This is a genomic window from Ruegeria sp. P8 (assembly GCF_056534665.1).
Genome location: NZ_JBQERC010000007.1, coordinates 1 through 24930 on the forward strand (window position 1 = coordinate 1; position 24930 = coordinate 24930).

Here is a 24930-nt window from a genome sequence, read left to right on the forward strand (position 1 = left end):
TCTACCAAAGTATCGAAAAACAAATGGGACAAGAAAAACTCAACCAACTCCTCGACCTGCTCGAAGAACTCCAAGCCGTCAAAGTCTGACCGAACGCACATTTGGTCGCGCGGGCCAGCATTGCCGGTTTTCTTTAAGAGACGCAGGTTGGAGTTGCCTAGGCGTCACACACTCCCATCACAAAACGTATTCCGTCTCAAGCTGAAAGCACCCCAGCCTCCGAGCACAATGCACCTTCACGTTTGACGACGGGCCACGTTCAGCCAAAAACCTCCAACTCCAGTAGAACATGGTGTCAAATCCATTTGGCCGCCAACGAACGAGGGCCTTCCACGCGGGCCAAGTCAGTCATTTCAATCACTTCCAAGAGCCACGACACCTTTTGAAAGCTGGTTTTTCCTGCTCAACAAAATACTGGATGTTGGATACAATATCCTCTATAGCTGCGCGTATCGATTGATTCAGGGAGGATCACATGCTCAAGAAACTCGCCGCGCTGGCGGCCCTCACCACTATCACCACAGCTCCTGCGATGGCGGACACGCTGGACGATGTCGTAGATCGCGGGACATTGCGCTGCGGTGTTGTGTTGGATTTTCCGCCAATTGGGTATCGCGACGCGAATAACGAACCGGCCGGCTTTGACGTCGAATACTGCAATGATCTGGCCGCCGCACTTGAAGTTGAGGCTGAAATCCTGCCGTTGACCTGGGCCGAACGCCTGCCAGTGATCGTCACCGGACGCGCAGACGTTGTGTTCGGAGCAACCTCGGACAGCCTTGAACGGGCGCGGACGGTGGGCTTTACCATTCCTTACGCCATCTATTATGCGCAGGGTGTCGTGAATGCCGAAAGCGGCATTGAGACCTTCGAGGATATCCGTGGCAAGCGCGTGGCCGCCGCGATCGGCACCGTACCCGAGCAGGAATGGCTGAAGATCGCCGCCGAATGGGGCGAAGAAGGCAATTACCAGGGCTACCAGTCCGAGAATGAGGTTTTCCTGGCGGTGGCTCAGGGCAAGGCCGATATCGGCATTACCACAAACACTGCCGTGCTGCCGATTACCCAGCAATATGACACTGTTGTTGCCGGCCCTCGCATGCCTTGGACCACCGACTACACTTCGGTTGTAGGCAAGCGCGAAGATGTCACCTGGCTGAACTTCCTGAACCTGTTCGTGACCCACCAGGTGCGATCGGGCCGCTATCAGGAGCATTGGGGTAAATATGTCGGCGGCGAAGCGCCTGAGCTGCGCATTCCCGGCGTAATGTACTGACCCTTTCCTACTCCATGCTTTCGTCCGGCTATGGCCGGGCGAAAGGACCGGTAGATTGCGTGAGGAACACCCGTGTTCGACTATAACTTCCATTGGCGACCGGTGATGAAAAGCCTGCCGGACCTTCTTGAGGCATCGCTGCTGACGATACAGGTTGCTGTGCTGGCAATGGTCCTTGGCATTATCATCGGACTTTGTCTGGCGCTGACGCGGCTGCACCTGAAAGGTCCGCTTTACTGGTTCGCCTCAGCTTGGGTCGAACTGGCGCGCAATACTCCGGCGCTGTTCCAGCTGTTCTTTTTCGGCTTCGGGCTTGGTGCCTTTGGCCTGCATCTATCGCCGTACTTCATCGTGCTGGCCGGGCTGACATTCAATTGCGCCGGTTATCTGGCTGAAAACTTCCGTGGCGGCTTTCAGGCCGTCCCCGAGACACAGCTACGCGCGTCCCGATCGCTGGGCATGACCGCGTGGCAGGCTTACACACGCGTCGTGATCCCGCAGGTGTTTCGCATTGTCTATCATCCGATCACGAACCAGATGGTCTGGGCTGTTCTAATGTCGTCACTGGGTATGCTGGTCGGCTTCCGGGAATTGTCGGGCGAGACCCAGTTCTTTGCCTCGCGCACTTTCCGAATCTTTGAATATTTCGCCGTCACCGCGGTCATCTACTACGTGATCGTCAAAATCATCCTGCTTGCCTCGCGCCTGCTGGCGTCCCGGCTTTTCCGCTACTGAAGGAGGCACAGATGCAACCCACTGTCAGCTTTTTCAGCGGCTTCAACATCAACGATCTGTGGTTTCTGGGCGAAGCCGCGCTGCGAACGCTCTGGATTTCAGTGCTTTCGATTTCCATTGGAACGGTTTTTGGCGTGGTGTGCGGTTGGCTTCTGTACGAGGGCAAACTGGCAGCGACCCTGACGTTGGCTCCGGTTCTGGATACTTTCCGGTCGGTCCCTCTGATCATCCAGCTGGTGCTGTTTTACAACTTTGCACCTATTGTCGGGCTCAATCTGGACCCGTTTGCCTCGGGCGTGGTGATCCTGTCCATCTACACGGCAGCACTGGTTGCGAATGTGGCGCGCGGCGGGATTGAAGCCGTTGGTGATCCGATGCGCCGCGCGGCGCGCAGTCTGGGCATGACCTATTGGCAGGATCTGCGCTATGTCGTCTTCCCGATCGGTGGGCGCGCGGTGTTCCCGGCATGGGTCGGCGTCGCGCTGGGTGTGATGAAAGACAGCGCGCTGGTCTCGGTTCTGGGCTATGTTGAACTGCTGAAAGCCAGCCAGATCCTGATCACCCGCACGCAGGAACCATTCCTGATTCTGACAATCGCTGGCGCGTTCTATTTCGCGCTCAGCTATCCGATTTCGCGGTATTCCGCGTCGCTAGAAAAAAGGTGGGCCCAATGATCGAAATACGCGACCTGCACAAGTATTTTGGATCGCTGCATGTGCTGAAAGGCATTGATCTGGATGTGCAGAAAGGAGAAGTTTTGTCGGTGATTGGCGCGTCAGGCTCCGGAAAATCGACCCTTCTCTATTGCATCAACGGGCTGGAACCGATCCAGCAGGGATCGGTCCGGGTTGATGGCATTGATGTTCATGCAAGAGGCACCGACATCAACAAGCTGCGCACAAAGCTGGGGATGGTGTTCCAGCAATGGAACAGCTTTCCGCATCTGACAGCACTGGAAAACGTTGCATTGGCCCCGAAGATTGTCAAAGGCAAGTCGAGGGACGAGGCGCGTGACATTGCCGCAAAGCAGTTGACCCACGTCGGGTTGGGCGAAAAGCTGAACGTCTTCCCCTCGGCCTTATCGGGTGGTCAGCAGCAGCGTCTTGCCATTGCCCGCGCGCTGGCGATGGAGCCGGAATACATGCTGTTTGACGAAGCAACCTCGGCGCTGGATCCTGAACTGGTGGGCGAAGTTCTCGACACGATGCGGCTTTTGGCCGAAGAAGGGATGACGATGATTTGTGTCACGCATGAGATGGGTTTCGCTCGTGATGTATCAGACCGGGTTGCTTTTTTTCATCAGGGCGTGATGGAAGAGATCGGCTCGCCCGCCCAGATTTTTAGCGAAGCCCAATCCGAACACACCCGCAAATTCCTGGCGAATGTGCGATAAAAGCCCCCGCCCCAAAACAACTAGGAAGGTCACCTTCATGTCCCAGAATATCTTCACCGGCACCATGCCAGCCCTGATGACCCCCTGCAAACCGGACCGGACACCGGATTTCGACGCGCTGGTGAAAAAGGGCAAGGAAATGATCGCAGCGGGTATGTCTGCCGTGGTCTATTGCGGCTCGATGGGCGACTGGCCTCTCTTGTCGGATGCCGAACGGATGGAAGGTGTCGAACGTCTGATCACGGCCGGACTGCCCGTTGTCGTCGGCACCGGTGCTATTAATTCGAAATCAGCCGTGGCGCTTGCCGCGCATGCGCAAAAGGTTGGTGCGGCAGGGCTTATGGTGATCCCACGTGTATTGTCGCGTGGATCGTCCATCGCGGCGCAGCGTAACCATTTCAAAGCGATCCTGTCGGCTGCACCTGATATCCCGGCAATCATCTATAACAGCCCGGTTTACGGCTTTGCGACGCGCGCCGATCTGTTCCTGGAATTGCGTGCAGATCATCCGAACCTTGTTGGGTTCAAGGAATTCGGTGGCAAAAGCGATCTGCGCTATGCGGCGGAACACATTACCTCGAAAGATGATCAGGTTACACTGATGGTTGGTGTGGACACCGAGGTCTACCATGGCTTCGTCAATTGCGGCGCCACCGGTTCGATCACAGGGATTGGCACTGCCTTGCCGAAAGAGGCATTGCTGCTGGCTGCCCTGTGCCAGAAAGCGGCGGCGGGCCATGCCGAAGCGCGCCTGCGCGCGCGCGAGCTTGAAGAAGCCTTTGGTGTGCTGGCCAGCTTTGACGAGGGCACCGATCTGGTGCTGTATTACAAACACCTGCTGGTCCTGAACGGCGAAGAGGAATACCGTTTGCACTTCAACGAAACCGACGAGTTGACGGATGCCCAGCGCAACTATTGCGAACAGCAATACGACCTGTTCCGCACTTGGTTTACTGATTGGTCCGGCCAGGGCGGGGTCATTGCTGAATGCATGTGATTGACAGTCACACAGGGGGAATGCCTACGCGGGTGATCCTCGACGGCGGCCCCGACCTGGGGTCCGGCCCACTGGCCGAGCGTGCACGACGCTTGGCCACCGAGCATGAGGCGTTCTACAAATCCATCTTGTTGGAACCGCGTGGGCAGCCCGGTATGGTGGGGGCGCTTCTGGTCGCGCCCGAAGATTCTGGATGTGAGACTGGCGTGATCTATTTCGATGCGGATACCGTTCTGGGCATGTGCGGGCATGGCACCATCGGTTTGAGTGTCACTCTGGCCCATATGGGTCGGATCCGGCCCGGCACGCACCGGGTGGAAACGCCGGTCGGGGTCATCTCGGTGGAGTTGCTGGACGCCAATACCGTGCGCGTCACAAATGTCGAGAGCCGTCGCGTGCGGGCAGCTGTGCAGATTGAGGTTGACGGCCATGGGTCAATCACCGGCGATCTTTCCTACGGTGGGAATTGGTTCTTCATTGTTGATCCCAGCCCAATCCCGGTGAACCCGGCAAACATTCGGGCGATGACCGATCTGACCATTACCATACGCGAAGCCTGCATCGCACAGGGCGTGCATGGCGAAAACGAAGAACTGGTCGACCATGTGATCCTTCAGGATCAATCCCCCAACAAGGATGTTCACAGCCGCAACTTTGTACTGTGCCCGGACAATCAATATGACCGGTCGCCCTGCGGAACCGGCAGTTCGGCGCGCCTCGCCTGTCTGGCGGCAAACGGGGTGCTGGAAGCAGGGGAAGAGATTGTGCAGGAAAGCGTGATCGGCAGCCCCTACGTGCTGAGCTACCAACCCGGCCCAAACGGGGGTGTCATTCCCACCCTGACCGGGCAGGCGCATATCATGTCGGAAGGCAGGTTGGTTTTCGCGCCGAATGATCCGTTCCGTGATGGCATCGCGCTTTGAAGTCAAGGCCGGGGACAGACGCTGTCCGGTCCCCGACCCCGTACCACTATTTGAGAACCTGTAACCATGCAGCATGACACCAAGACGGACATAGTTGTGATCGGTGCTGGCATCATTGGCATCAGCGCTGCGCTAGAGTTGCAAAAGCGGGGAAGGCAGGTGCTTGTGCTGGACCGTGAAGGCGTTGCAGCCGAGGCGTCAAAGGGCAATGCCGGGGCCTTTGCCTTTACAGATATCGTGCCGCTTGCAACGCCTGGGATCATGCGCAAAGCGCCAAAATGGCTGCTTGATCCGTTGGGGCCTTTGTCGATCCCGCCCACTTATGCGCTGAGTATTGCACCGTGGATGCTCCGGTTCTGGCGGGCCAGTTGGCGCGATCGTTATGCAGCCTCACTATCCGCACAAGCCGCGCTGATGAACCACAGCCGCACTGCGCTGGAGCGCCAAATCGAGCATGTAGACGGCGAGGCGCTGATGCAGCGCGAAGGCCAGTTGCAGTTGTTCGAGAGTGAGGGAGAATTCCGTGCCAGTCTGCCCACCTGGAACTTGCGCAAGGACCATGGCATCCCGTTTGATCTTCTGGACAGCCCGGATGCTATTGCCGAAATTCAGCCCGGGCTGAACCGGCGATTTACCCATGCGGGTTTTACCTCGACATGGATGAATACCGTCGACCCTGCCCGCTGGACCGAGCATCTGGCGGCACAGTTCATCGCGCGCGGTGGGCAGGTAAAGATCGCAGGGATCACGGCACTGAAACCAACCGATGACGGCGTGCGCCTTGACACGGACAACGGCGACATTTCGGCAGGTCAGGTGATTGTTGCCGCCGGAGCCTGGTCACACCAGCTGGCCAAGACCCTGGGGGATCATATCCCGCTTGAGACCGAGCGGGGTTATAACACGACCCTGCCCGAAGGCGCTTTTGACCTGCGCACTCATCTGACCTTTGGGGGGCATGGGTTTGTGGTAACCCGGATCAACGGCGGCGTGCGCATCGGCGGTGCAGTCGAACTGGGTGGATTGAAGCTGGCCCCGAATTACCGGCGCGCTGACACGTTGCTGGCCAAGGCCGGGCGCTTCATGCCAGACCTGAACCTGGAAGGTGGCACGCAATGGATGGGCTTTCGCCCATCACTGCCTGACAGCCTGCCAGTGATTGACCGATCTTCGCGCGCACCACACGTACTTTATGCCTTTGGCCATGGTCATCTCGGGCTGACCCAATCCGCAGGCACGGCCGAACTGGTGGCCGATCTGGTCACTGACGCCAAGCCGGTGCTCGATATGTCACCTTTCTCATCCACACGCTTCTAATCTGGAGAACACCTTATGAAAATCACCGGGCTGAACGTATATCAGGTGGATCTGCCGCTGAAAGAAGGCCGCTATAGCTGGTCCAACGGCAATTTTGTCGAAGTGTTTGACAGCACCGTTCTGGAAATCATCACGGATGAAGGGTTGAAGGGCTATGCCGAATGCTGCCCGCTTGGCTCGGCCTATCTGCCGTCTTTTGCGCTCGGCGTCCGGGCCGGGCTGGCAGAGCTGGCCCCGCATTTGATCGGGCAGGACCCACTGAATATCGGTCAGATCAACCGTACGATGGATGCGGCCTTGCGGGGTCATCCCTATGCTAAGGCTCCGGTGGATATTGCCTGCTGGGATCTGCTGGGCAAGGCCACGGACCAGCCGCTTTACACATTGCTGGGGGGCGCTGCGCAGGATGATGTGGTGCTTTATCGCGCGATCAGTCAGGAAGCTCCCGAGATCATGGCCAAAAAGATCGAAGGCTATGCTGCCGAAGGCTACACCAAGTTTCAGCTCAAGGTGGGTGGCGAGGCCAATGACGACATCGACCGTATCCACGCCACCCGCGCCGTTCTGAAAAAGTCGGATCTGCTTGTAGCAGACGCCAATACCGGCTGGACCCGGCACGAGGCCGCACGCGTGGTGGGCGCGATTTCGGGTCTGGATGTCTATGTGGAACAGCCTTGCCTGACCTATGAGGAATGCGTGTCGATCCGCCGCCGCACCGCGTTGCCTTTCGTAATGGACGAGGTGATCGACACTCCCAACACGCTGGTCCGCGGCATTGCCGAAGACGCGATGGATGTGATCAACCTGAAGATCTCGAAAGTCGGAGGGTTGACCAAAGCCCGTCTTATGCGGGACCTGTGCGTGGCGCACGGCATCCCCATGACGATCGAAGACACTTGGGGCGGTGACATCACCACGGCGGCCATCGCACATCTGGCCCGTTCAACGCCGTCCGAGTTCACATTCTCTGCCACGGATTTCAACTCTTACGGCACCGTGGACATTGCCGAGGGTGCGCCAAAGCGTGTCAACGGCCGGATGACTGCACCCGCCCGTCCGGGTCTGGGTGTTACACCGATTTTCGACGCTCTGGGCGAGCCTGTCGCACAATATTGAGAGATCCGATGCGGAGCAGCAAAACCGTTCATGTCATTTCAGCCCACGCAGAAGGCGAAGTCGGGGATGTTATCGTTGGGGGCGTTGCCCCGCCACCGGGCGACACCTTGTGGGAACAGCGCAGCTTCGTCGCGGGCGACCAGACGCTGCGCAACTTCGTTCTGAACGAACCTCGGGGCGGTGTTTTCCGTCATGTCAATCTTCTGGTGCCCCCGAAACACCCCAGGGCCGACGCGGCCTTTATCATTATGGAACCCGAAGACACACCGCCGATGTCGGGTTCGAACTCGATCTGTGTTTCAACCGTGTTGCTGGATGGCGGGATCATTCCGATGCAGGAACCAGAAACTCATATGGTGCTTGAGGCCCCGGGCGGGCTGGTTCAAGTCCGGGCAGAATGCAGCGGTGGCAAAGCGCAACGCATTTTCGTGCAGAACCTGCCCAGCTTTGCCGACAAACTGTCCGTCCCACTTGAGGTACCCGGATTGGATACGATCATGGTTGATACCGCCTATGGGGGTGACAGTTTTGTCGTGGTCGATGCACAGGCTTTGGGATTCGAGATTGTCGAACATGAGGCCCGTGACATTGCCCGATTGGGGGTGAAGATCACCAATGCAGCCAATGAACAGCTTGGGTTTTCGCATCCTGAAAACCCGGATTGGGACCATATCTCATTCTGTGCTTTCTGCGGCCCGATCAGCGAGACCGAAACCGGATTGACCGGAAAATCTGCCGTGGCGATCCAACCCGGCAAGGTTGATCGGTCGCCTACAGGTACAGCGGTTTCCGCGCGCATGGCGCTGATGGCGGCAAAAGGATTGATGTCGCCGGGTCAGACGTTCGAGGCGGTCTCGATCATCGGATCACGGTTCACCGGTCGGATTGTCGATACAACCGAAGTGGCCGGCCGTACCGCGATTGTCCCCGAAATCAGTGGGCGCGGCTGGATCACCGGAATTCACCAACACATGCTTGACCCGGATGACCCCTGGCCTGGCGGGTATCGCTTGTCGGACACCTGGGGTGTCTGACTAAACAGTGCATTGGCCGCGCCCGCTCTCAGGGAAAGGCAGTTACAGAAGGTTCCATTCGCTCTTGGTCTTACCTCGCTGTCTCAGCAGGGTTGAATCACCATGGATATTGGATGCATTATCAAGCGGAGTGTCCTTAATCAGCTTTCTGGGTGGCCGAGTCGCGGCTCAGCTTGGAATAACGCCGGTAACCGGTAGCTGTACCCAAACAAGTGGCAGGAAAGATATGGCAGGAAAGCGCGCGATAACCAAGCAAAGCCTACCAGATGTCATCGCGAACGATCTTCGTGAACGTATTCTGAACGGTGAACTTGCCGAAGGTGAAGCTATTCGCCAGGAAGCTCTGGCCGAAGAATACGACGTATCTCGGATGCCCATCCGCGAAGCCCTAAAGCGTCTGAACGCTGAAGGCCTGATTCAATGGGCCAATAATCGGGGCGGATCAGTTACCAAACACTCATTGAACGAGATTGGAGAAATATTCGACCTTCGAATGCTTATTGAAGTCGATCTTTTCCGCAGAGCCATTCCGCAGATGACATCTGCCGACTTTGCACGATGCAACGAGATTTTGACGCAGATGGAAGCGTCTTATGACGAGAATGACGTCAGCAAGTGGGGGATCCTGAATTACCAATATCACTCCGCCCTCTACGCGGCGTCGCAGAGGAAACTGACGAATGAATTGCTGGACCGCGTCAATCTGCAATCAGACCGCTATGTCCGAATGCATTTGAGCGTGATGAAGCAGCGGGAACCGGCGAAAAAAGAGCATCGAGAGCTGTTGAAACTGGCGCAAGCAGGGAACGTTGACGAAGCCTGTAACATGCTGATGCGGCACATCCGGCGAACAAAGGAACAGCTGCTGGAGATGATCGTAGCAAAACGCGCCATGGAGGAGACCTAACAGGGCGCTTGATTGTCTCTCTTAATTGGATACATTATCCATAGCTTCAGAATCGTAAATATGGAACCTTCATGACCTGCTCCCCCCATGGTAAGCACCTCATCGCTGGAAACTGGCTTTCAGGTGACACGTTTTTTCAGTCACAGCCCGCTTTTGGACCGTCACACAGTTTTTCGGTGGGGCGCCTTCAGGATGTTGATGCGGCTGCGGAAGCTGCCGAAGAAGCGTTCTGGAGCTATGGTTTTTCGACCCGGGAAGACCGCGCGGCATTTCTGAATGCCATCGCAGATGAGATCGAAGCCCACGCCGAGGCGATTACTGCAATAGGCACGCAGGAAACCGGCCTGCCCGAGGCCCGTCTGCAAGGGGAGCGGGGTCGCACATCGGGCCAACTTCGCTTGTTTGCCACACATATTCTGAGCGGTGAGTATCTGGATCGGCGCCACGACGGCCCGTTGCCAGACCGCTCGCCGCTGCCGCGCCCGGATCTGAAAATGATTCAGCGCCCTATTGGCCCTGTCGCCGTATTCGGTGCTTCGAATTTCCCTTTGGCCTTTTCAACTGCAGGCGGCGACACCGCAGCCGCTTTGGCTGCTGGGTGCCCCGTTGTCGTAAAAGGGCACAGCGCTCACCCGGGCACCGGTGAGATCATAGCCGAGGCCATACATGCTGCCATCGAACGCTGCAAAATTCATCCCGGTGTTTTCAGTCTGATTCAGGGGGGTGACCGGACCGTGGGTTCCGCTTTGGTACAACACCCGCTGATCAGGGCTGTCGGATTCACTGGCTCATTGGCTGGTGGTCGGGCACTGTTCGATCTATGTGCCGCGCGTCCTGAGCCAATCCCGTTTTTCGGTGAACTTGGCTCGGTCAACCCGATGTTCGTTCTCGATGCTGCGCTAACGAACCGGGGCGACAACATTGCTCAGAACTGGGCAGGGTCGCTGACCATGGGCGCAGGTCAGTTCTGTACCAACCCCGGGGTAGCCGTTTTGCTGGCGGGTGCAGCAGCGGATCGCTTCGCCGAGACCGCGCGAACCGCCTTGTCAGAAACACCCGCGCAGACCATGCTGACCGACGGCATCGCCGACGCTTACCGAACTGGTCAGGCAAGGATCGCCAATACAACAGGTGTGCAGGAGGTTCTGACCTCGATGTGTGACCAACGCACCGCGTCCCCGTACCTGTATCGTACCAATGCTGCGAACTGGCTGGAAAACCAAACCCTTGGTGAAGAGGTTTTTGGCCCGCTGGGCGTAATAGTGACCGCCGAAACGCCTGACGAAATGCGGGCCGTCGCACACAGTCTGCAAGGTCAGCTGACCTGCACCCTGCATATGGATGATGCGGACATGGACACCGCGCGTTCCCTGATGCCGATCCTCGAGCGCAAGGCCGGGCGTGTACTGGCCAATGGCTTTCCCACGGGCGTCGAGGTCTGCGACAGCATGGTGCATGGCGGCCCCTACCCCGCTTCGACCAATTTCGGTGCTACCTCGGTTGGCACATTGTCAATCCGGCGGTTCCTGAGACCCGTGTGTTACCAGAACATGCCGGACGCATTGTTGCCCGAACAATTCCTCTGAGTTTTAGGATAAACACATCCATAACGTCATGGCTCATCGCGGGGCAAGCGATGAGCCGGGTGCCCATTGCTCTCATTTGATGGAGGCTACACTTCGGCCTGTTAAGTGGGGAGGCTCACGTCGGACTTAACGCAGAAATTCACGATCAAAAAATCTCTTGCTACAAATACACACCATAATGCATAAATATTGCTAGCATTTTAGAGTAATTGAATAAGAATAACACATTTCTGGGGGCAAAAATCGAGCTTGGCGCGCTTCGCGCTTACTTAGACCCGTTGGGGGAAGGGGCTATGGTTTGGCTTGGTTAAAGATTGTGTTGGTTGTATTTGTTGTCGCGCTCATGCCAGCGCAGGCCCTTGCCAACATCGGGAAAGTTATCAGCGCCAAGCAAGGCGCTCAGATCATTCGCGCCGGAAACGCACAGCCTGTCATTTCAGGAATGGATGTGGTGTCGGGCGATACGATTTCTACAGACCACAGCGGTTTGGTGCAGATCGTATTTGTGGATGAAACCAAAATTGCCGTAGGCCCCAATGCGCATATGGTTTTGGATGTGACCATGCTGCGCGGCAACCGAAAGGCCAAAAGCTTTGCCGTGCAGGCCTTGGGCGGCAGCTTTCGATTCATTTCAGGCAAAAGCAGAAAAAGAGCCTATTCGATCAAGACCCCGACAGCGACAATGGCAGTTCGTGGCACAACCTTCGATATGTGGGTCGTATCACAAACCCAAAGCGCAATGCTTGTCCTGCACGGAACTGTTCAAATGTGCAGTGCACAAGGGTCTTGCAGGTCCACAGGCCGCGTGTGCAGCATGTATGCCACCGGTGGAGGCGGAACAGTCGGGCGGCCCGCTGATCAGGCACAGTACGATCAAGCACTGAAAGAGGGATTCCCATTTATTCAGTCGCAGGAAGGCCTTCTGCCTCCTTTGCAGGTACGGGTTGAGGGATGTTCTGGCGAAGGCGCGCCCGTGCAGCAGGCCAAAGTCGACAGGGCCGATTTTCGCAGAACTGCGCCCCAGCCGCGCCCAGTCAGCGTCGCAGCGCCGCCAGCACCTCCGTCAAACCCAGAGCCAGAAGTAGAACCAGAACCGGAGCTGGAAGAACCAGAACCAGAACCGGAACCGGAGCCAGAAGAACCGGAACCGGAACCGGAAGAGCCTGAACCGGAACCCGAAGAACCTGATCGAGAGGAACCAGGTCAGGAAGATCCAGAGCAGCAAGAATCAAATAGTGAGCTGTTCCGGTAGCGATGTCGAAAAAGCGGAAATGGACTCACTTGTCCGGAGAACGACGTGAGCGACGAAAAGCGCAAAACCAAGACAGGGAAATGGGCGTTCCGCCTTGTCGGATTGTGTCTGATCCTTGTGGGTTGTTTCATCCGGGTCATGGATCCCTATCCGGTGCGAATGACCCGTCTGATCTATTTCGACGTTCTGCAAAGGTCATCCCCGCGTGAGTTCAATCCTGACCTCCCCATACGGGTTGTAGATATTGACGAGGCCTCTCTGGCCAATTGGGGGCAATGGCCCTGGCCCCGAACACTGGTGGCGCAGATGGTTCAAAATCTGGGTGAATATGGCGCTGCGGCCATCGCATTTGATATGTTGTTCGCTGAGCCTGACCGGTTTTCCCCCTCACGGCTTTTGAACGATCCGTCTTTGGCAGGGGTTCTCACAGTGGAACGCCACGCTCGGAAGCTCGACAATGATGTCTTGCTTGGGATGGAAATCGCTTATTGGCCGGTCGTTCTTGGGACTGCCGCACGTTTGTCTGCTGAAGGAAATCCTATCTCTGCGAAAGCAGGTATCATTGAGTTCGGGGAAAATCCCGCCGCGGGTCTAATCTCAGTTCCTCATTGGACGCCAATCGCGCCCCCTTTGGACCGGACTGCGGCCGGTATTGGTGGGGTCAACGTCTCGCCCATCGGCGGAACCGGTATCATGCGCCGCGTGCCGGTTCTTTGGCGCGGGCCAGATGGGCTGTTGCCGGGTCTATCGATTGAAGCTCTGAGAGTTGCCTTGGGCGAGACCAATATCATGGCCGAAGGTGCGCAGGACGAAACAGGCATCATGTTGGCGGTTGAGGTCGGGGGATACCGGATACCAACGACAGAAAACGGCGAGATTTGGCTGAGATACCGGCGTGATGCGCCCGAGCTGTATATCTCGGCCAACGATATCCTCAAAGGTTCGGATGATGCGGACGTTCGGGCGGAAGTTGAGGGGCGGATCATCTTGGTCGGAACGTCGGCCGCCGGCTTATTCGATATGCATCAGACGGCGCTTGGGGAAAGCGTTCCCGGTGTTTCAATTCATGCCCAGGTTCTGGAACAGGTGTTGACCAACGAAATGCTAAGTCGCTCGGACGTGACCGCAGCGCAGGAAATGCTTGCCTTCGCCTTTCTCGGGCTTGTCGTGATTGCCGTCATGTCCAGTTTCGGTGCGGTTGCATCTTTCATTGCAGGCGGTGTCGCCGCTGCCGCCGTTCTGACAATCAGTTGGCTGGTTTTTCAAAACCAGTCGGTTTTGTTCGACGCCACATTTCCGCTTATCGGTGGCATGGCCAATTTCGGGCTTCTGGCAGGGTATCTTTTCTTGTCCACCGAACGGGAAAAGCGCAAAATCCGGAAAGTCTTCTCTCATTACGTCGCCCCGGAAATCCTTGATGAGATGGAAGCCACCGGGCATCAGCTGCAATTGGGAGGCGAGACGCAGGATATCACAGTGATGTTTTCCGACATCCGGGGTTTCACACCTCTGTCTGAATCCGCATCTGCCACCGAGCTAGTCTCACTGCTGAATGCGCTTTTTTCCAGTATCGGCGATCAGATACTGGCTGAACGAGGAACCATCGACAAGTTTATCGGCGACGCTGTTATGGCGTTCTGGAACGCGCCTTTGCCTGTCGCTGACCACCCGTGCCGGGCTTCATTAGCCGCGCTGAAAATGCGGCGCGCTTTGGCAGAGTTCAATGCATCCGACATCATGCAAAACCGCCCCCCTATCGCGCTGGCAACGGGACTTGCCACAGGGCAGGCCTGCGTCGGCAACATCGGCTCGCAGAAACGGTTCAACTACACGGTTATCGGTGACGTCGTGAATGTCTCAGCACGGATCGAACAATGCTGTCGAACAGTCGACTATGACATCGTCGTTTCCAACGGCGTCCATGAAATCACGCATGGGGATCTGGCCATGTTAGAGGCCGGGCATGTTGATCTGAAAGGCAAAGCCAACCCGGAACCCGTCTTTGTTTTGGTGGGCGATCAGGCCCTGTTGCAAACAGCGGCATTCCAGGATCTCAGGGCTGCACATGCAGAGCTGATTTTGGCGATCACCAATCGACACCCGAACAGCCTGGTCAAGACCTTGTGCCAACAGTGCGAAGAACTGGCTGAAGACATCGAGCCCGGCTTGCGTCAGTTCTACAGGGTGCTGCCCGGTCGTGCCGCTGACTTCCGGTCGAACCTACCATCCGGGCAATTTATGTTCACACGCCACAATCTTGGTTAACCAGTCACGTTTTCCGGCGCTTGCCCTCTTTGGGTCACGCTCACACCGGAACAAACTGATGCAAGACGGGCTGAAAATTATCGTTACTGTAATCTCTGCCCGTCATTCCCGAAGTAATATGCACGGTTGGGATCAAATCCGAATTGTACATCGTCACCTGGGGCAATTGCGTGCTGGCCAAACAATCGGACCGTGATTGGCACATTGCTGGTTTGCAGAATGACATTGGTATCACCGCCCAACTGCTCAACATGCGAAACGGTGCCGGCGATCGGTCCGCCGCTTTCCAGGCGGATGTCCTCCGGGCGCAACCCCAGTTCGCGCGCATCGCCCGGGGTCAGGTTGTCCGCAGGCAGAAAATTCATGGACGGTGAACCAAGAAAGCCCGCGACAAAGCGGTTTGCCGGGTTGTTGTACAGCTCCATCGGGCTGCCGACCTGTTCCACCCGACCGTCGCGCAGCACCACTATCTTGTCGGCCAATGTCATCGCTTCTGTCTGATCGTGCGTGACATAAATCATCGAGGCCGAGAGTTGCCTGTGCAGATTTGCGATCTCGATCCGGGTGTTCATGCGCAAAGCAGCATCAAGATTGGAGAGCGGTTCGTCGAACAGGAACAGCTTGGGTTGGCGCACGATGGCGCGACCGATGGCAACACGCTGGCGCTGCCCCCCCGACAGTTCGGATGGGTAGCGGTCAAGGTAGGGCTCCAACCCCAGCATCCGGCTCGCCTCGGCGACGCGCTCGTCGATCACGGCTTTCGGCTGGCGTTCCTGTTTCAGGGCAAGGGTCAGGTTGCCGCGTACATTCAGGTGCGGATAAAGCGCGTAACTCTGGAACACCATGGCGATGCCGCGTTTCGAGGGCGGGGTCAGATTGACCTGCTCGCCAGCAATTCTGATCTCACCCGATGTGGCATCTTCAAGCCCTGCAATAACGCGCAGAAGAGTGGACTTGCCGCATCCGGAGGGGCCGACAAAAACCACAAACTCGCCGTCCTCAACCTCAAGATTGATGTCCTTCAGGACCTCTACATTGCCAAAGGATTTGTGAATGTTTTTCAGTGAAAGGGCGGTCATTGGCGGGTCTCCTCAAGAGAAACGGGTTGGCCAGTGCGGATGCTTTGATCAGCGGCCAGGCAGATGGCAAGGGATTGTACGGCGTCGGACATATGGCGGGTCAGGTCGATATCCTCGGCGATGGCGCGCAGCATATAGGCTTGTTCAGCATCGCACAGTTCCTGATGGCCGGGCTCATCAGGCATGTCGATAATCCTGTCGCCCTGCGGCGTGTGAACCAGAAGGCCACCAACCTTGGTGTGACCATCGATGTCCGCTGACGCGCCCTTGTTTCCGTCGGTGATCGAAACAGACCCGTTGGGTGACACGATGTCCTTCACGAAAAACGCGGTTTTGGACATCATCGGACCCCAACCAGCCTCGTACCACCCGACCGAACCGTCGTCGAACACGACCTGAAACTGGCCGTAATTGTACATGTCAGGCGCGATTTCATCCGACAGGCGCAGACCCATGCCATGAACACGAAGGGGGTTTGCGTCGGTGATCTGGCACATCACATCGACATAATGCACACCGCAATCCACGATGGGCGACGTGGTCTGCATCAGGGCCTTGTGCGTCTCCCACTCAGAGCCCGAGGATTGTTGATTCAGGTTCAGACGGAACACATAGGGGCCACCCAGAGTGCGAGCCTCGGCGATCAGACGCATCCAGGATGGGTGATGGCGCAGGATATAGCCCACCACCAGCTTACGGTTCAGCCGCGTTGCTGTTTCGACCACACGCTGCGCATCGGCAACGTTGGTGGCGAGCGGTTTTTCGACAAACACATGCGCACCCGCCTCCATCGCGGCGCAGGCGTAATCCGCGTGACTGTCCGAGTAGGTCGCAACCACAACCAGATCCGGTTTGGTTTCGGTCAGAGCGGCTTCAAAACTTGAATACACCGGATAGCGCGTCAGATCAGGGTGATCCACGCGGCCGGATCGGTTCACCAACCCGACAATCTGCGCGTCCGGGTGAAGATGATGTGCCAACGCATGGCTCAGCCCCATGTTCCCAAGGCCTGCAATCAGGACGCGGGTCATTTCACCGCTCCTGACGTGATGCCGCGGATAAGCTGTCGCGAGAAGATCACATAGAGGATCAGCACCGGCAGGATCGCCATTGAAAGGGCTGACAGGACCGCGTTCCAGTCTGTCACAAACTGACCGATGAAGACCTGGCTTCCCAGCGTCAGTGTCTTGGTCTCTTCCGCAGGAGCCAGGATCAGCGGGAACCATAGATCGTTCCAGATCGGGATCATGTTGAACACGGCAACCGTTGCCATTGCCGGACGCACCAGCGGCAACACAAGCCGAAAGAAGATTGTGTATTCGCTTAGCCCGTCGATACGGCCCGCATTCTTGAGGTCGTCACTCACCTGTTTCATGAACTCGCTTAGGATGAACACCGCCAAGGGCAGGCCCTGCGCCGTATAGACAAGGATAAGTGCCCACAGGGTGTTCACCAGCCCGGTCGCCACCATCATTTCCAGGATGGCCACGGTGCCGATGCGGATCGGGATCATGATTCCAAGCGCCAGGTACAGACCCATAAGCATGTTGCCCTTGAACCGGTACTCACTCAGCGCATAAGCCGCCATTGCGCCAAACAGCAGAACCAAAGTCAGGGATGCAACCGTCACAATCAGGGAGTTCTGGAAATAAAGGAAGAAATCCCCCTGCTTCATCACTGTCTGATACCCGATCATCGAAAAACTGTCGGCATCGGGCAGCGCCAGCGGTTCGCGAAAGATCGCCTTGCGGGTCTTGAAGCTGTTGATCAGGATCACGAAAACCGGAAACAGTGCGATCAGCGTATAGAAGATCAGTGCACCATGCATCGCGAAGGTGTTTAGCGGGTTGGAGCGGGCCTTGTTCATGTCATCTGCTCCTTACAGCTGGTACCGGCGCATCCGGGTCTGGATGCCGAAAAGGTAGACACAGACACCCAGCAGGATGATTGCAAACATCGCACCAGCGATGGCCGAACCCATATGCGGATCACCCAATTGCAGCTGGAAGCCAAAGAATGTGCGATACATGAAGGTGCCAAGAATATCGGTCGAGAAGTCAGGCCCCGCCAGAGCGCCCTGTGCAGCATAGATCAGATCGAAGGCGTTGAAATTGCCGACAAATGTCAGAATTGAGATGATCCCGATCGAGGGCAGGATCAGCGGCAGCTTGATTTTCCAAAAGGCACTTGTACCGGTGATGCCATCCACTTCCCCGGCTTCCAGGATTTCCTCAGGGATCGATAGCAAGGCCGCGTAAATCAGCATCATTGGGATACCGACAAACTGCCAGACCGAAATCAGCGCCAGAGTGGTCAAAGCGTATTCCTCCTTTCCCAACCACGGGGCAAAGAGGGATTTCAACCCAACCGCATCCAGCATCGAAGGAGCGATGCCCCAGATGGGCGACAGGATCAGTTTCCATGCAAATCCGACGATCACAAAGCTCAGGATTGTTGGAATGAAGATCGCCGACCGATAGAGCACCGCAAATCGCAGGCGCGGATGGCTGAGCAGCGCTGCCAGCGCGATGCCGATGGGGTTCTGCACCAGCATGTGAATCAGAAAGAACCAGAAATTGTTGCCCAGCGCATTCCAGAACTGTTCCGACCAGATCGGATCGAAAAACAGCGTTTGAAAGTTCTGCAGTCCAACAAAAACGCGGCTCTGGTCGACCTCAGAGTAAAGGGCCAGACGGAGCGTGTTGAACAGGGGAAAGATCATCACCGCTGTGTAGACAAGCACGGCTGGTGCCAGAAACACGACGATATGCCAGCGGATGCGGGGGCGGGTCATGGGGAGCGCTTTCAATGGAATGCCGGGCGTACCCGGGCAACTCATGCTGCCCGGGTATGGTTCAGCTTACTGATGTGGTGCGTACCACGAGGCGAGGCCCGCCTGTAGTTCTGCACCCAGTTCTTCAGGCGACTTGGCACCTTTGATCGCGGCAACGGATGCGCCCCAGGTCTCGTTCTCGAGGTTTGGTGTGCCGCGGGACAGGATTTGATAAGTCGAGCGGATGGTCGATTCACATTCTTCACGCCAACCGACGATTTCCTTGGCCAGCGGGTCCTGCAACTCGACCGGAGTGCTCGACAGCGGGAAGAAGCCGGGTAGAGCGTTGCCGAAGATTTCAGCAAACTCAGGGCTTGCGACCCAGGTCAGGAATGCTTCAGCGGCTTCAGGATTCTTCGTGGCCGCGTTCATGCCGATGCCGATATCCGTATGGTCCGAGATATAGCAGGTGTCGCCTGCGTTCTGAACCGGAGGCTTGAATGCACCCATCTCGAAATCGGCTTGTGCGTTGAAGCCGGAAATCTCCCATGATCCCGCAGGATAGATGGCCGCGCGGCCCAAAGTGAAGATGTTCTGGCTGTCGGGATAGGTCTGTGCTTCGTAGCCATCACCCAGATACGCACCCCAGCGGGCCAGCGTTGCGTACGGGGCTGTCCAGGCTTCATCGGTCAGCTTCTGTTCGCCTGCGATCAACGCCTGACGACCTTCTTCACCCTTCCAGTAGTTCGGCCCGATGTTGTTGTAGCCCATCGTGGCAGCTTCCCACTGGTCGTTGGTACCCATTGCCATTGGGATGTAAGTGCCGTCTTCCTTGATCTTGTCCAAAGCGGCAAAGAACTCGTCTTCTGTGGTCGGCACTTCGAGGCCCAACTCGGCAAAAGCGTCCTTGTTGTAGATGAAGCCGTGAATAACCGATGCCATCGGCACGCAGAAGCTGGCCGAACCGTCATCCGTCTGCCAGGCAGACTTTGCAACGTCCGAGAAGTTGTTCATCGCCTCGACCGAGGACAGATCGGTCAGGTGACCGGCCTCATAAAGCGCCAGCGAAGCATCGAAGGGGCGGCAGGTAATCAGGTCACCGGCAGACCCCGCATCAAGTTTCGAGTTCAAAACCGCGTTGTATTCTGCCGGGGCAGACGGCGTGAACTGGACTTTGATGCCAGGATGCTTTGCTTCAAAGGCCGGGATGATCTGGTCCTGCCACAGTGTCAGGTCATCGTTACGCCAGCTTTCGATAGTCAGGGTGACGTCCTCGGCATAGGCGGCAGAGGCTAACAGCGTCCCACCAAGCAAGGCCAGTTTCAGGCTATTACGTTTCATTGTACTCTCCCATTTGGTTTGCAGTTATTTATCAGGTGTCAGTGCCGCGCTCAGAACTCCGCCCGCTTCTTTCAGGCGCGCATTGGCTGCCGCCAGTGAAACGCCGCGAGCGGCGATGAGAATGGCGGATTTGGTGTCTCCTTGCGCTTCAGCCAAGGCGTTTTGGGCGGTGCCTGCATCAACTCCGGCGATCCGGGCGACGATGCCGGTCGCACGCGCCCGCAGCTTTGCGTTGTCTGCTCGCAGGTTGACCATCATGCCCTCGTGAACATGACCCAACTTGATTGCCATAAGGCTGGACAGCATGTTCAGCGCGATTTTCTGGGCTGTACCGGCGCCCATTCGGGTTGAGCCTGAAATCAGTTCAGGCGGGGTGGCAAGCAGAATCGCGTGATCGCATTGCGCCAACAGCGGGCTGCCCGGGTTGTTGGCTATCCCGATCGTGCTGGCACCCGCAGCACGCGCAAGTCGCGCGGCCTCAAGTGTATAGGGGGTGGTGCCACTGGCAGAGACAGCAATGACCGTGTCGCTGCGCATAAGCCCGGCCAGCTCTTCGACCAGCCCGTCGGTGTCATCCTCGGTTCCACCGGGCATATGCGCGGATTGCGGCAACCCTCCGGCCATCAGGATATGGACTTGGTTTTCGTCGATGCCGAAAGTACCGCCCAGTTCCATTGCATCAGCCGCAGCCATCAGCCCCGAAGACCCCGCCGCCGCGTAGTACAATGAACCACCTGATGCCAGACTGCGGGCCATGGCGTCTGCACCGTCGCAAATCGCACGCAGGGCGCCCTGTGGGGCACCGGCCGCTTGCTGCTGACCCCTGGACAGGGCCAGCGCCGCCTCTTCCAGCGGTCGGTTGCCCAAATCGTATGCGTCCGGGTGGAGTTGTTCTGTGATGTGTGGCAGCACGTGTTTCTCCTCGTTGCCAGAAAGCATACCTATACAATACCATTTGTCCACTAATTTTTTTTCAGCTGTTATTGGCCTTAAAATTCAACGCATTTTCGATCTTTCCGCCCTTATTGGATTTACTTTGGCATTTACATTTCAACATAGGCATTATATAGGTATCATCATGCTTAGGTCGAAAAACAATCCAATCATCGCAGCAGACGGCGGCGGAACAACCTGTCGGATCGCCTATGACGATGGGGGGCAGCGGCTGGTGGTCGAGGTTGGCCCCGCCAACGTCGCCAGCGATTATGACGGCGCGATTGTGCGGCTGAAAGACGGCCTGAAGATGCTTGCAACCAAGCTCAATGTTCAGCCCGGCACCCTGAGACCGGTACCGGCGTATTTTGGACTGGCCGGTGTCACCGGCGAACAGATCGCCCAGCGAGTAGCCGCGGATTTGCCGTTGGACAGGATACTGGTCGAGGATGATCGTCACCCTGCGCTGGCGGGTGCGCATCAGGCAACCGATGGTGCAATCGCCCATTGCGGGACGGGTTCGTTTCTGGCCCTGCAATCGCAAGCCGGCCGACGCTTTGCCGGTGGCTGGGGCTCAGTACTGGGGGATGAGGCCTCTGCTCAGTGGATTGGGCGCAGAGCGCTTTCCGTTACGCTGGATGCATGGGACGGGCTGGTCTCAAAATCCAACCTGACCGAGGCCTTGCTGAACGAATTTGGCAGTACAAGCGGCATTGTCGCTTTCGCGGCTGCGGCCCAGCCTCATGAATTCGGTCAAATTGCGCGACAGGTGACAGCGGCAGCGAGGTCAGGGGATGAACGGGCGGTTTCGCTTATGCGCGAAGGCGCCGCGCATCTTTTACAGGCACTGGAAGCAATGGGTTGGACCCCGGCCATGCCATTATGCCTGACCGGGGGTATTGGCCCCCATTACGAGGCGTATCTGCCAGATCGTGCGCGTGGCGCAGTAACAGAGCCCAAAGGTGCGCCTATCGACGGGGCCATCGCCTTGGCCCGAGCTTTTCAAGTGGAGCATTCGGCATGAACGCAGCATCCTTTCTGGCTTCTGACGACTGGCTCGAAAACAGCGGCGGGCCGCGTTATGTCCGACTGCGTCAGCGACTGGAGGAAGGCATCGACGCTGGTGTCCTGCCCCCGAATTCCTCATTGCCGCCCGAGCGCGAGATCGCCGAGATCACCGGCCTGTCCAGGGTCACCGTGCGCAAGGCCATTCAGGAACTGGTGAAACAGGGCGCAATCGTACAGCGGCAGGGTTCCGGGTCTTTCGTACGGAACGCCGCGCCGAAATTGGAACAATCGCTTTCGCATCTGACGTCTTTCAGTGAGGACATGCGCCTGCGCGGTATGGAATCAACCTCCAAGTGGTTGGAACGGGGCGTTTTTCTACCATCACCCGAGGAAACGGCGGTGCTCGGGCTGCCCGCTGACGGACAGGTGGCCCGCATTTGCCGCCTGCGAGAGGCTGGCGGGCGCCCCATGGCAGTCGAACGTGCCTCGTTGCCATTGGACATTCTGCCAAACCCGCTTGCCGTGCGCGACTCACTCTATGATCTTCTGGAAGAAAACGGCTGCCGACCTGTTCGCGCCATCCAGAAGATTTCCGCCGTTAATCTTGAGGCTGAAGATGCAGCTCTGCTTGGTGTCGCCGAAGGCGCGGCGGGGTTAAGCATCCAGCGGATTTCCCATCTGGAAGGCGGGCGCGTCGCCGAGTTCACAAAATCCAACTATCGCGGCGATGCCTATGACTTTGTGGCTGAGCTGCGACTTACTCCATGATCTGCGATTCTGATGGAAAGGCTGCCCCGATGACCCCGAAAACGACCCTGATGCGTCAGGAAATCGAAGAGATCCCTGTTGCCGTCGAGCGATTGCTCAGCAATGGCGGAGATGCCCTGAGCACAGCCGCGGACGTCGCCCGGAACGGCGGGCTGAAGTTCATGATTTCGGCGGCGCGCGGCTCTTCCGACCACGCCTGTACTTTTCTGAAATACGCAAGCGAATTGCTTCTTGGCTTGCCTATGGCATCCGTCGGCCCATCGGTCGCGTCAGTGTATGGCGCTGACCTGCATGTGGCCGGGGCGCTTTGCCTTTCTGTTTCACAATCAGGAAAAAGCCCGGATATCGTGCAGCTTACGAAAAATGCCCGAAAGGCCGGGGCCAGCACCGTAGCAATCACAAATGACCCATCTTCCCCCCTTGCACTGGCGGCTGAGGCGGCTTTGCCGCTGCACGCAGGCCCCGAGCTTAGTGTAGCGGCGACAAAGACATTCGTGACCTCGCTGGTTGCCGGGCTTTGGCTACTGGCGGAACTGAAAGGCGACAAAGATCTTCTGGCTGCGCTGCGTGGCCTGCCAAAGCACCTTGATGCCGCCACACGGTGTGACTGGGGCAAAGCGGCGGCTGCCGTCACCCAAAGCTCGCTTTATACGCTTGGTCGCGGACCAAGCGTAGCGATCTCGAACGAGGCCGCGCTGAAATTCAAGGAAACCTGCCAGATCCATGCCGAAAGCTATTCCTCGGCCGAGGTGCTGCACGGCCCGGTCTCGATCGTGGAAGGCGGATTTCCGGTTATTGCCTTTGCCGCCAATGATCCGGCAGAGCCGCTGTTGGCCGAGGTTGCCGACACGCTCGCGGCCAAAGGGGCACAGGTATTTGCCACCAGCCCATTGGTCACAAAGGCCGAGGTGCTGCCTCATGTCCGCACGGATCACTGGCTGACGGACCCGGTGGCAGCTATCGTGTCCTTTTATTCAATGGTCGAGCAGGTCGCAGTACAGCGCGGGGTCAACCCGGATGCGCCACGTCACCTGCGGAAAGTGACGGAAACGGTATGAGCGTCCAGGCGACCATCTACCACGGCGGGCTTGTTTATGACGGCACCAAACTGCACGACGGTGCCGCGCTGCGACTGGAGGCTGGCCGCATCACTGACATAGGCGTTGACGTGAAGACAGACGCTGGCAAGCTTGTCGATCTGCAAGGCGACATACTGGCCCCCGGCTATGTTGACCTGCAAGTGAATGGCGGTGGCGGAGTGATGTTCAACGCCGCCCCGTCTGTCGATACACTGGCACGCATTGCCAAGGCGCACCGGACGCTTGGAGCAACCTCGATCCTTCCCACCCTGATCACGGATACCGCAGCCAAGACCCGCGCCGCCATCGAAGCGGCCAAGGCGGCTGTAGCTGCGGGTGTTCCGGGGATCGCTGGCCTGCATCTTGAGGGACCACATCTTTCAGTGGCTCGGAAAGGTGCCCATGATGCGGCCCTGATTCGCCCCATGGATGACGAGGACCTGACGACGCTTGTCGCGGCTGCACAAGCGCTACCCGCATTGATGCTGACGGTTGCGCCAGAGAACGTGTCAATTGCGCAGGTGAAAGCGCTGGTCTCGGCCGGTGCCGTTGTTTCGCTGGGCCACAGTGATGCGGATTTTGATACCTGCCTGTCTTATGCCAAGGCCGGTGCGTCCTGCGTGACGCATCTGTTCAATGCCATGAGTCAGCTGGGCAATCGATCTCCCGGGCTTGTCGGGGCGGTTCTGACCTCGGGTCGATTAAACGCCGGACTGATCGCAGACGGTATTCATGTTCACCCTGAAGCCATGCGCACAGCCTGGGCCGCCAAGCGGGGCCCGGGCCGGATATTTCTGGTCAGCGATGCGATGGCACCGGCTGGCACAGACCAGCGCATGTTCGAACTGGAAGGCCGCCGCATTTCCCGCAAAGACGGCCGTTTGACACTGTCTGATGGCACTTTAGCGGGGGCTGATTTGGACTTGACCACAGCACTGCGTGTCCTGACCACGCAGGCAGAAGTGCCGTTGGAAGACGCATTGGCTGCCGCAACTCGCATACCCGCCGAAGTGACAGGATTATCCGACGCGGGGCGGTTAACCATAGGAGAGCAATGCCCGCTGATCCGCATTGCCAGAGATCTGAGCAATGTAGCCGTGCTGGTTTGACCCAGCACACCAAACGTTTTTTGCGTTGCTCAGAACCAG

The 24930-nt window shown here is 57.6% G+C and carries 23 protein-coding genes; 17 read left to right on the forward strand and 6 right to left on the reverse strand.

Annotated elements, in window-relative coordinates; all coding sequences use genetic code 11:
- Window positions 1-475 precede the first annotated feature (475 nt).
- The 13 genes from ACR0BZ_RS10605 (at window position 476) to ACR0BZ_RS10665 (ending at window position 14801) form a co-directional block, all read left to right on the forward strand.
- On the forward strand, window positions 476-1276 hold the full coding sequence (locus ACR0BZ_RS10605) for a transporter substrate-binding domain-containing protein (RefSeq protein WP_480483375.1): 801 nt from the start codon (window positions 476-478) through the stop codon (window positions 1274-1276).
- A gap of 72 nt (window positions 1277-1348) precedes the next feature.
- Window positions 1349-2011 carry an amino acid ABC transporter permease gene (locus ACR0BZ_RS10610; protein WP_209507537.1) on the forward strand — a complete coding sequence of 221 codons (663 nt, stop codon included), beginning with the start codon at window positions 1349-1351 and terminating at the stop codon, window positions 2009-2011.
- Window positions 2012-2022: 11 nt separating this feature from the next.
- On the forward strand, window positions 2023-2685 hold the full coding sequence (locus ACR0BZ_RS10615; RefSeq protein ID WP_480920156.1) for an amino acid ABC transporter permease: 663 nt from the start codon (window positions 2023-2025) through the stop codon (window positions 2683-2685).
- Window positions 2682-3404, forward strand: coding sequence for an amino acid ABC transporter ATP-binding protein (locus ACR0BZ_RS10620; protein ID WP_480911418.1), 723 nt, complete (start codon window positions 2682-2684; stop codon window positions 3402-3404). Before ACR0BZ_RS10615 ends, ACR0BZ_RS10620 begins: the two co-directional genes overlap by 4 nt.
- Window positions 3405-3441: 37 nt before the next feature.
- Entirely contained in the window at window positions 3442-4401 is a 960-nt protein-coding gene (locus ACR0BZ_RS10625) for a dihydrodipicolinate synthase family protein (protein WP_480588206.1), read from the forward strand.
- Entirely contained in the window at window positions 4392-5324 is a 933-nt protein-coding gene (locus ACR0BZ_RS10630; RefSeq protein WP_480920157.1) for a 4-hydroxyproline epimerase, read from the forward strand. The genes ACR0BZ_RS10625 and ACR0BZ_RS10630 overlap by 10 nt, the downstream gene beginning before the upstream one ends.
- Before the next feature lie 66 nt (window positions 5325-5390).
- Window positions 5391-6641, forward strand: a complete 1251-nt coding sequence (locus ACR0BZ_RS10635) for an NAD(P)/FAD-dependent oxidoreductase (protein ID WP_480920158.1) — start codon at window positions 5391-5393, stop codon at window positions 6639-6641.
- 15 nt (window positions 6642-6656) lie between these two features.
- On the forward strand, window positions 6657-7757 hold the full coding sequence (locus tag ACR0BZ_RS10640; RefSeq protein ID WP_480920159.1) for a cis-3-hydroxy-L-proline dehydratase: 1101 nt from the start codon (window positions 6657-6659) through the stop codon (window positions 7755-7757).
- A gap of 8 nt (window positions 7758-7765) precedes the next feature.
- Entirely contained in the window at window positions 7766-8791 is a 1026-nt protein-coding gene (locus tag ACR0BZ_RS10645) for a trans-3-hydroxy-L-proline dehydratase (protein ID WP_480920160.1), read from the forward strand.
- A 226-nt stretch (window positions 8792-9017) separates the two neighbouring features.
- Window positions 9018-9698, forward strand: coding sequence for a GntR family transcriptional regulator (locus ACR0BZ_RS10650; RefSeq protein WP_480483392.1), 681 nt, complete (start codon window positions 9018-9020; stop codon window positions 9696-9698).
- A 71-nt stretch (window positions 9699-9769) separates the two neighbouring features.
- Window positions 9770-11284: an aldehyde dehydrogenase (NADP(+)) gene (locus ACR0BZ_RS10655; protein WP_480920161.1), complete on the forward strand. Its 1515-nt coding sequence runs from the start codon at window positions 9770-9772 to the stop codon at window positions 11282-11284.
- Window positions 11285-11582: 298 nt separating this feature from the next.
- Window positions 11583-12536, forward strand: a complete 954-nt coding sequence (locus tag ACR0BZ_RS10660) for a FecR family protein (RefSeq protein ID WP_480920162.1) — start codon at window positions 11583-11585, stop codon at window positions 12534-12536.
- A gap of 45 nt (window positions 12537-12581) precedes the next feature.
- Window positions 12582-14801 carry a CHASE2 domain-containing protein gene (locus ACR0BZ_RS10665; RefSeq protein WP_480920163.1) on the forward strand — a complete coding sequence of 740 codons (2220 nt, stop codon included), beginning with the start codon at window positions 12582-12584 and terminating at the stop codon, window positions 14799-14801.
- An 83-nt stretch (window positions 14802-14884) separates the two neighbouring features.
- Here the strand turns inward: ACR0BZ_RS10665 and ACR0BZ_RS10670 are convergent, their stop codons facing one another.
- From ACR0BZ_RS10670 to ACR0BZ_RS10695, 6 genes are all read right to left on the reverse strand, one after another.
- Window positions 14885-15880, reverse strand: a complete 996-nt coding sequence (locus tag ACR0BZ_RS10670) for an ABC transporter ATP-binding protein (protein ID WP_480483400.1) — start codon at window positions 15878-15880, stop codon at window positions 14885-14887.
- Window positions 15877-16911, reverse strand: coding sequence for a Gfo/Idh/MocA family protein (locus ACR0BZ_RS10675; RefSeq protein ID WP_480920164.1), 1035 nt, complete (start codon window positions 16909-16911; stop codon window positions 15877-15879). The genes ACR0BZ_RS10670 and ACR0BZ_RS10675 overlap by 4 nt, the downstream gene beginning before the upstream one ends.
- On the reverse strand, window positions 16908-17747 hold the full coding sequence (locus ACR0BZ_RS10680; RefSeq protein ID WP_267366204.1) for a carbohydrate ABC transporter permease: 840 nt from the start codon (window positions 17745-17747) through the stop codon (window positions 16908-16910). The genes ACR0BZ_RS10675 and ACR0BZ_RS10680 overlap by 4 nt, the downstream gene beginning before the upstream one ends.
- 12 nt (window positions 17748-17759) lie before the next feature.
- On the reverse strand, window positions 17760-18674 hold the full coding sequence (locus tag ACR0BZ_RS10685) for a carbohydrate ABC transporter permease (protein ID WP_267366203.1): 915 nt from the start codon (window positions 18672-18674) through the stop codon (window positions 17760-17762).
- A 66-nt stretch (window positions 18675-18740) separates the two neighbouring features.
- On the reverse strand, window positions 18741-19994 hold the full coding sequence (locus ACR0BZ_RS10690; protein ID WP_480773800.1) for an ABC transporter substrate-binding protein: 1254 nt from the start codon (window positions 19992-19994) through the stop codon (window positions 18741-18743).
- Between the two features lie 24 nt (window positions 19995-20018).
- Window positions 20019-20906: an N-acetylmuramic acid 6-phosphate etherase gene (locus ACR0BZ_RS10695; RefSeq protein WP_480920165.1), complete on the reverse strand. Its 888-nt coding sequence runs from the start codon at window positions 20904-20906 to the stop codon at window positions 20019-20021.
- 166 nt (window positions 20907-21072) lie between these two features.
- Between ACR0BZ_RS10695 and ACR0BZ_RS10700 the strand changes: the two genes are divergently transcribed.
- From ACR0BZ_RS10700 to nagA, 4 genes are read left to right on the forward strand one after another with little or no spacing between them, the layout of a single operon-like run.
- Complete coding sequence (locus tag ACR0BZ_RS10700; RefSeq protein WP_480920166.1) at window positions 21073-21951, forward strand: glucosamine kinase nucleotide-binding domain-containing protein; 879 nt, start codon at window positions 21073-21075, stop codon at window positions 21949-21951.
- A complete protein-coding gene (locus tag ACR0BZ_RS10705; protein WP_480478115.1) occupies window positions 21948-22703 on the forward strand; it encodes a GntR family transcriptional regulator in 756 nt (251 codons plus the stop codon). Before ACR0BZ_RS10700 ends, ACR0BZ_RS10705 begins: the two co-directional genes overlap by 4 nt.
- A gap of 29 nt (window positions 22704-22732) precedes the next feature.
- A complete protein-coding gene (locus ACR0BZ_RS10710; protein ID WP_480559070.1) occupies window positions 22733-23761 on the forward strand; it encodes an SIS domain-containing protein in 1029 nt (342 codons plus the stop codon).
- Entirely contained in the window at window positions 23758-24891 is a 1134-nt protein-coding gene (gene nagA / locus ACR0BZ_RS10715) for an N-acetylglucosamine-6-phosphate deacetylase (RefSeq protein ID WP_480920167.1), read from the forward strand. The genes ACR0BZ_RS10710 and nagA overlap by 4 nt, the downstream gene beginning before the upstream one ends.
- The last annotated feature ends 39 nt before the right edge of the window (window positions 24892-24930 follow it).